Annotated in this window: 7 protein-coding genes; 4 read left to right on the plus strand and 3 right to left on the minus strand. The window is 62.6% G+C overall.

The genetic code is table 11. The annotated features are described in order from the left end of the window. Positions 1-128: 128 nt before the first annotated feature. Positions 129-788 carry an isoprenylcysteine carboxylmethyltransferase family protein gene (locus tag OC71_RS01145; protein ID WP_041062991.1) on the plus strand — a complete coding sequence of 220 codons (660 nt, stop codon included), beginning with the start codon at positions 129-131 and terminating at the stop codon, positions 786-788. 102 nt (positions 789-890) lie between these two features. Here the strand turns inward: OC71_RS01145 and OC71_RS01150 are convergent, their stop codons facing one another. Together OC71_RS01150 and OC71_RS01155 are read right to left on the minus strand one after the other, a co-directional pair. Beyond that, entirely contained in the window at positions 891-1559 is a 669-nt protein-coding gene (locus OC71_RS01150) for an HAD-IA family hydrolase (RefSeq protein WP_041062994.1), read from the minus strand. A 78-nt stretch (positions 1560-1637) separates the two neighbouring features. Further along, positions 1638-2051, minus strand: a complete 414-nt coding sequence (locus OC71_RS01155; protein ID WP_041062997.1) for a response regulator — start codon at positions 2049-2051, stop codon at positions 1638-1640. Positions 2052-2250: 199 nt separating this feature from the next. Here OC71_RS01155 and OC71_RS01160 point away from each other — a divergent pair, with 199 nt between their 5' ends. Continuing rightward, positions 2251-3192, plus strand: coding sequence for a class I SAM-dependent methyltransferase (locus OC71_RS01160; RefSeq protein ID WP_041063000.1), 942 nt, complete (start codon positions 2251-2253; stop codon positions 3190-3192). Positions 3193-3324: 132 nt separating this feature from the next. Here OC71_RS01160 and OC71_RS01165 read toward each other — a convergent pair whose 3' ends face one another. Continuing rightward, positions 3325-4104, minus strand: coding sequence for a LuxR C-terminal-related transcriptional regulator (locus tag OC71_RS01165; RefSeq protein WP_041063003.1), 780 nt, complete (start codon positions 4102-4104; stop codon positions 3325-3327). 111 nt (positions 4105-4215) lie between these two features. Between OC71_RS01165 and OC71_RS01170 the strand changes: the two genes are divergently transcribed. Beyond that, positions 4216-5331 carry a polyamine ABC transporter substrate-binding protein gene (locus OC71_RS01170; RefSeq protein WP_041063006.1) on the plus strand — a complete coding sequence of 372 codons (1116 nt, stop codon included), beginning with the start codon at positions 4216-4218 and terminating at the stop codon, positions 5329-5331. 173 nt (positions 5332-5504) lie between these two features. Then, positions 5505-6623, plus strand: coding sequence for a P1 family peptidase (locus OC71_RS01175; protein WP_041063018.1), 1119 nt, complete (start codon positions 5505-5507; stop codon positions 6621-6623). The last annotated feature ends 89 nt before the right edge of the window (positions 6624-6712 follow it).

Raw genomic sequence — 6712 nt, forward strand, 5'->3', positions numbered from 1 at the left:
TCAGCGTAGACGCGATGTCGCCCGTATGAAGACGTGGCCGACCAAAGACCGGTCGCGAACGATCCGACGCCTTCGCGGGTTGAGCGGCGTTCTACACTGAAAGGGTCAGCTGCTTTTTAGAGAACACCATGAAAATGTCTGCGCAAATGACCGTGGTCGCGGTGCTGGCCACCCTTGCCTATCTGGGGCTGGCGGTGTGGGGCATCGGCGGGCCGGCGGTGTTCTTCTCCCATGGGGCGCTGGTGCTGGTGGCGCTGGCCACGGTATTGATGGTGCTGGCGTCGCTGTTCACCGATGTGAACATGAGCTCGGGCGAGCGCGAGGACCGGGCCAATCGCTGGGTGATTCCGGCGTTCGGCGTCATCGGTCTGCTCAGCGGTTTTCTGCCGGCGTACTGCGATCGCATCGACTTCTGGACCTTCGGCGCTGAAGGCGTGCGCTGGCTCGGTGCTCTGCTGTTTATCGTCGGTGGCGCGCTGCGTCTGTGGCCGGTGTTTGTGCTGGGCCGACGGTTCAGCGGGTTGGTGGCGATTCAGCCGGGGCATCGGTTGGTCACCGACGGCATTTACACGCGCCTGCGCAACCCGAGCTACCTGGGCTTGGTGGTCAATGCCGTGGGCTGGGCGCTGGCGTTTCGTTCCAGTGTCGGGTTGATTCTGGCGGCGCTGACATTGATTCCGTTGATCGCGCGTATCCACTCGGAAGAAGCGTTGCTGCGCGGGCAGTTTGGTGCGGAGTACGAGGCTTATTGCGCACGTAGCTGGCGCTTGTTACCGGGCGTCTACTGACCCTGTAGGAGCTGCCGAAGGCAGCGATCTTTTGATCTTGCTTTTGAAAATCAAAGGCAAAAGATCGCAGCCTGCGGCAGCTCCTACAGGGAATGGGTGATATCAGGTCTTTTGCAGGTGCAGTTGGCCTTGGCTGTTGGCGGTGACGCTCAGCGGCTCATAACTGTCGATCGTCGCGTGGCGGGTGTCGAGCGGATGCTGGTGCGTTGTGGTGATGATCATCAGCGCCGCTCCGGCCGCTTCAGCAGCCTGGATGCCGACGGTGGCGTCTTCGAAAATCAGGCAATCGGCGGGATCAAGGCCCAGACGCTGCGCGGCCAGACGATACCCGGCCGGATCAGGCTTGCCGGCCGTTACATCCTCAGCCGTAATCATCACCGCTGGCTCGGCAATCCCCGCCGCCGCCATGCGGCGCAACGCCAGATCCCGAGGCGCCGACGTCACCATGGCCCAACGCTGCGCAGGCAGGCTGTCGAGAAACGCCGCGGCCCCGGGAATCTGCACAATCCCTTCGACATCATCGATTTCCGCCTGCGCGATGAACGCCGCTTGCGCTTCGGCATCAACCCCCGGCAGGTTCAGCCGGCGGATGGTGTCGATGGCGCGGGCGCCATGGATGGTCGGCAGAAACGTTTCGACATCCACGCCGTGGCGCTCGGCCCACGCCGCCCAGACGCGCTCGGCAGCAGCAATGGAATTGAGGACGGTGCCGTCCATGTCGAACAGGAACGCGCCGAACGCGCGATCGAAGACGTTATCGTGAGCAGACAAAAGGTCGCATCCTTTGACAGAACTGGGCGGATTGGCCGGGCAATGTAGCATTTTTGCCCGGCGGTTCGACCCGAAGACTCAGTGCAGACGCGCGGCCTTGGATTTGAACGCGCTGTCGACACAATCGAGCAACTGGCCGATGGCCCAGGGCTTTTTGATGAACGCCACCGGGTGCTTGACCCCGGAAGTCTCCGGCGTTTCATAACCGGACATGACCATCACCGGTTTGTCCGGCCAGCGCTCGCCGACCAGATTGGCCAGCCCCGCGCCGTTGATTTCACCGGGCATGGTGATGTCGGTCAGCAGCAGCGCGACTTCCGGCGCGTGTGCCTCCAGATACAGCTTGGCGGCATCCGCACTGGTTTGCGGCTCGACCTTGAAACCTTCCTCCTGAAGAATTTCGCAGAGAAATTCCAGAATCAACGGGTCGTCCTCAACCACCAGAATCAACCCGCCAGGAAGGTGCGCGCTCGGCGTCGGTGTTGGACTCATGAACTGGCACTCCCTGAATTGCATTAACGACTTAGCGGCTCAAATCCGCTGCTTATCAGGTATGAGCAGCGCGCCCTGTATAAATTCATTTTTGATACAGGTCTTTTCTTAACAGTCGTCAGTGGCCTTGGCTGTCGGGCGTTCGTCAGGCGGTTTTTGTGGTTAAAATGCCGGCCCTTTTGCTTGCCGACCGTGACTGATGAACCCTGAAGCCCTCGCCACCCTCCGCGCCCACTTGTTGCCAGCACTGGCGGCCGCACCGAGCGAAACCCGTCGCCTGTTCCATGGCCGCGGGCGTTGCTGGCCGGGGCTGGAGCAACTGACGGTGGACTGGCTGCAAGGCGTGGTGCTGGTCTCGCTGTTCAAGGAACCGGCACCGGAACAGCTCGAAGCGCTCAAGCACGTGCTGCTCGACCTCAGCACCTCGGCCGAGTGGCAGCAGTCCGGCGCCCACACCCTGCTGCTGCAACATCGCTATTTGCCGCAAAGCACCGCCGAATGGTTGCTGGGGGATGCAATCGACGAGATGAGCATCGTCGAGGGCGGCTTGCAATACCGCGTCGATCTGGGCCGCAAGCAGAACGCCGGGCTGTTTCTCGACATGCGCTACGGGCGCAACTGGGTGCGTGAGCAGGCCGAGGGCAAGCGCGTGCTGAACCTGTTCGCCTACACCTGCGGGTTTTCCGTGGCGGCCATCGAAGGCGGCGCCCGCCACGTGGTCAACCTCGACATGTCCCGCGCGGCCCTGAGCCGTGGTCGCGACAATCACCGCTTGAACGGGCATGACCTGAGCAAGGTGAGTTTTCTTGGTCACGACCTGTTCAAGTCCTGGGGCAAGGTGATCAACAGCGGCCCGTACGACCTGGTGATCATCGACCCGCCATCATTCCAGAAAGGCAGTTTCCTGCTGACCAAGGATTACCAGCGGGTGCTGCGTCGCTTGCCGGAGTTGCTCACGGCAGACGGCACGGTGCTGGCGTGCATGAATGATCCGTCGTTGGGTTCGGACTTTTTGATTGATGGCGTGACTCAAGAGGCGCCGAGTCTGCGCTTTGAGCAGCGGCTGGAGAATCCGCCGGAGTTTCCGGATGTCGATCCCGAGAGCGGCCTGAAGGCGCTGGTGTTCAAACGTTTCGACTGACCTGACACCCCGCCAACACCGCTGATCCCTGTGGGAGCTGGCTTGCCAGCGATGGCGGTGTTTCTGGTAACGAGGATGTCAGCTGTGCCGCCCTCATCGCTGGCAAGCCAGCTCCCACAGGGGTTTGGTGGGTCAGGAAGTGGGGGGACGCAACACCAGCGCAAACAGTTCACCATGCCCGTTCACGTTGAGCTTGTGATAGAGATTGCGCCGATGGACCTTCACCGTCTCCGGCGAAATCCCCATCTGCTGGGCGATGGCCTTGCTGGAGAAACCTTGCAGGATCAGCCGCGCGGTGTCGACTTCGCGCAGGGTCAGACGTGCGTCAAAGCGATCGAGCAGCGTCGCCAGATCCCCCGCCAGCGGCTCGGTGCCGGTCCCTTGCGGCGGCAATAGCTGCACGTGACGGCGCATCGCCGCCAGCACCCAGTCGCGCACGCACAACAGACGGCCCTGCTCGACCAGATCGAAAGCCGTCGAGCGCCCCAGCGACAGGCCCAGTACACCCCCGTCGATGTTGATCATGAACTGCAACTCGTCCTCACCGACCACCGAGCGAAAGTAGCTCTGGTAATACTCGCTGTGCAGAAACTGGTCGGGCGCCACCGAGGCCAGGCTGTGCAGGCCGTCGGCGATGCCGGTCGAGGCGGTTTGGTAGAACGGATCGAGCAGGTACATGCCAGCGGTGTAGCTGGCCAGTTCTTCCTGCTCGTCGGCGCGGCCCTTGCTGTCGAAGTCGATCAGCAATTGCGGTGCCTGCCCCGCCTTCATCAGCGCCACCAGCGCGTTGTCCAGCGGCACCAGCAGCCGCAGCGTGTCGACCAGCACGCGCCAGAAAGCGTCCTGGCCGACGGCGGCAAACACCCGCGCCAGACTTTGGTGCACCGGCAACTCCTGCAACAACGCGTCCACGCTCTACCCCTTTTGAGTAACCCATGATGGGAATGGGTCAGGCGTGCCCGCCCCGATAGGCTGAGCACTCCTGTCAATCACCGGCCTGCCGCAGGCCAGGAGTGCCGCATCATGCGTTGTCGTCGTGGCTATATCAACCGGGGCATCAACCTTGGCCTGCTCGCCTGTTTTGGCGTCGCATCCGTCGCCAGTGCCGCCGATGCACCGAGCGTGCACGTCTACAACTGGTACGACTACATCGGCCCCACGACCTTGGCTGACTTCAAGCGCGACAGCGGCATTCAGCCGGTTTACGACACCTTCGACAGCGCCGAAGTGCTCGAAGGCAAACTGCTGACCAGCCGCAGCGGTTACGACGTGGTGGTGGCGAGCAACTTCAGCCTGCCGACGCTGATCAAGGCCGGCGCCCTCGCCCCGCTGCCGCGCGATCAACTGCCGGGCTGGAAGAATCTGGACAGCGATCTGCTGAGCAAACTGGCCAACAACGACCCCGGCAATCAATACGCCGTGCCTTATCTGTGGGGCACCAACGGCATCGGCTACAACGTCGACAAGGTGCGCGCCGCCCTCGGCGACAAGGCGCCGCTGGACTCCTGGGACCTGGTATTCAAGGAAGAGAACCTCGCCAAGCTTGGACAGTGCGGGGTGGCGATGCTCGATTCGCCGTCGGAAATGCTCCCGGTGGCCCTGCACTACCTCGGGTTGCCGCCCAACAGCACCAATCCCGAGGACTATCAGAAAGCCGAAGCGCTGCTGCTCAAATTGCGCCCGCACATCGCCTACTTCAACTCGTCGAAATTCATCAGTGACCTGTCCAACGGCAACATCTGCGTGGCCGTCGGTTGGTCGGGGGCGATGCTCGAAGCCAAAACCAACGCCGAACAGGCCAACAACGGCGTGAAGATCGCCTACAGCCTGCCCAAGGAAGGCGCGCCGGTGTGGTTTGACACGCTGGTGCTGCTCAAGGATGCGCCGAACCGCACTCAGGGTCTGGCGTTCATCGACTATCTGCTGCGCCCGGAAGTGATCGCGCCGGTCAGTGATCACCTGTCGTACCCCAACGGCAACCGCGCCGCGACGCCCCTGGTGGCTGCTGCCACGCGGGATAACCTGGCGGTGTATCCGTCGGCCGCGGCAATGGCCACGTTGTACACCTTGGAACCGCTGCCCAAAGCCACCGAACGCGTGCGCACGCGGGTGTGGAGCAAGGTCAAGAACGGCCAGTAACCCCACCTGCAAACCACACAAAACCTGTGGGAGCGTGGCTTGCCCGCGATGACGGAGTGTCAGGCGACACATGCATTGGCTGGACGGACGCCTTCGCGGGCAAGCCACGCGCCCACAGGGTTTTGTGTTCAGCCCCACTCATTCATTTCTGCCTTGTTATAGAGAGACAACCCATGAAACCTCGTGCCCGTGACCTCAACATCCGCATCGGCCAACTGCAACCCGGCCCGCTCAACGCCATCACCGATGTCCCCGGCGTGCGCGTCGGCCACAGTAATGTGCGTGGCCGCAGCGACAGCGGACGCGACATCTGCACCGGCGTCACCGTGATCGAACCGCGCCGTGGCTCAAGCAACCAGCTACCGTGTTTTGCCGGGGTGCATGTACTCAATGGCAACGGCGATGCCACCGGTCTTGAGTGGATTCGCGAGGCCGGGCTGCTGACCAGTCCCATCGCCTTCACCAACACCCATAGCCTTGGCGTGGTGCGCGATGCGTTGATTGCGCTGGATCGCCAACAGCAACCGGACGACGGTCGGCTCTACTGGAACATGCCGGTGGTGCTGGAAACCTTCGATGGCTTGCTCAACGACATCAACGGTTTTCACGTCAAGCCCGAGCATGTCGCCGAGGCGCTGAATTGCGCGCATGCCGGTGCCGTTGAAGAAGGCGCCGTCGGTGGCGGCAGCGGCATGATCTGTCATGAATTCAAGGGCGGCATCGGCAGCGCCTCACGGCGTTTGAGCAGCGCTCAGGGCGGCTGGACGGTGGGTGCGATCGTGCAGGCCAACCACGGCATTCGCAGCGAGTTGCGGGTCGACGGTTATCCGGTGGGCCGTTATATGGAACAGGTCGATTCGCCGTTCCTACGGGCTTCGCTGCCGCATCCGGGCATGGGTTCGATCGTGGTCTGCCTGGCCACTGACGCACCGCTGCTGCCGCATCAATGCACGCGTCTGGCACAGCGCGCCAGCCTTGGTCTGGCGCGCAGCGGCGGCGGCAACGAAGACCACAGCGGTGACATCTTCATCGCCTTCGCCACCGGCAACGAACAGGTGCCGCCCGCTGCCTACGAGGGCAAAGGCGCGCCGACCTGCGACGGCTTGCGCATGGTCAACAACGACCACATCAGCGAACTTTTCCTGGCCGCCACCGAAGCGGTCGAAGAAGCGATCATCAACGCCCTGCTCGCCAGCGAGAGTACTGAGGGCAACGGGCATGCGGTGCCGGGGCTGGACAAGGAAACGCTGCTCGCCGCACTGGCCAAGGCCGGCTGGCCCGGATCACGCTAACGCTACAAAAACCTGTAGGAGCTGCGGCACGCTGCGATCTTTTGACCTTGCTTTCAAAAAATCAAAAGATCGCAGCGTGCCGCAGCTCC

Source organism: Pseudomonas sp. W15Feb9B, from assembly GCF_000828175.1.
GTDB classification, from domain to species: Bacteria; Pseudomonadota; Gammaproteobacteria; order Pseudomonadales; family Pseudomonadaceae; genus Aquipseudomonas; species Aquipseudomonas parakoreensis.

Coding starts and splice junctions, on each gene's coding strand:
- OC71_RS01145 (WP_041062991.1), top strand. CDS start 129: ATGAAAATGTCTGCGCAAATGACCGTGGTCGCGGTGCTGGCCACCCTT.
- OC71_RS01155 (WP_041062997.1), bottom strand. CDS start 2,051: ATGAGTCCAACACCGACGCCGAGCGCGCACCTTCCTGGCGGGTTGATT.
- OC71_RS01160 (WP_041063000.1), top strand. CDS start 2,251: ATGAACCCTGAAGCCCTCGCCACCCTCCGCGCCCACTTGTTGCCAGCA.
- OC71_RS01170 (WP_041063006.1), top strand. CDS start 4,216: ATGCGTTGTCGTCGTGGCTATATCAACCGGGGCATCAACCTTGGCCTG.
- OC71_RS01175 (WP_041063018.1), top strand. CDS start 5,505: ATGAAACCTCGTGCCCGTGACCTCAACATCCGCATCGGCCAACTGCAA.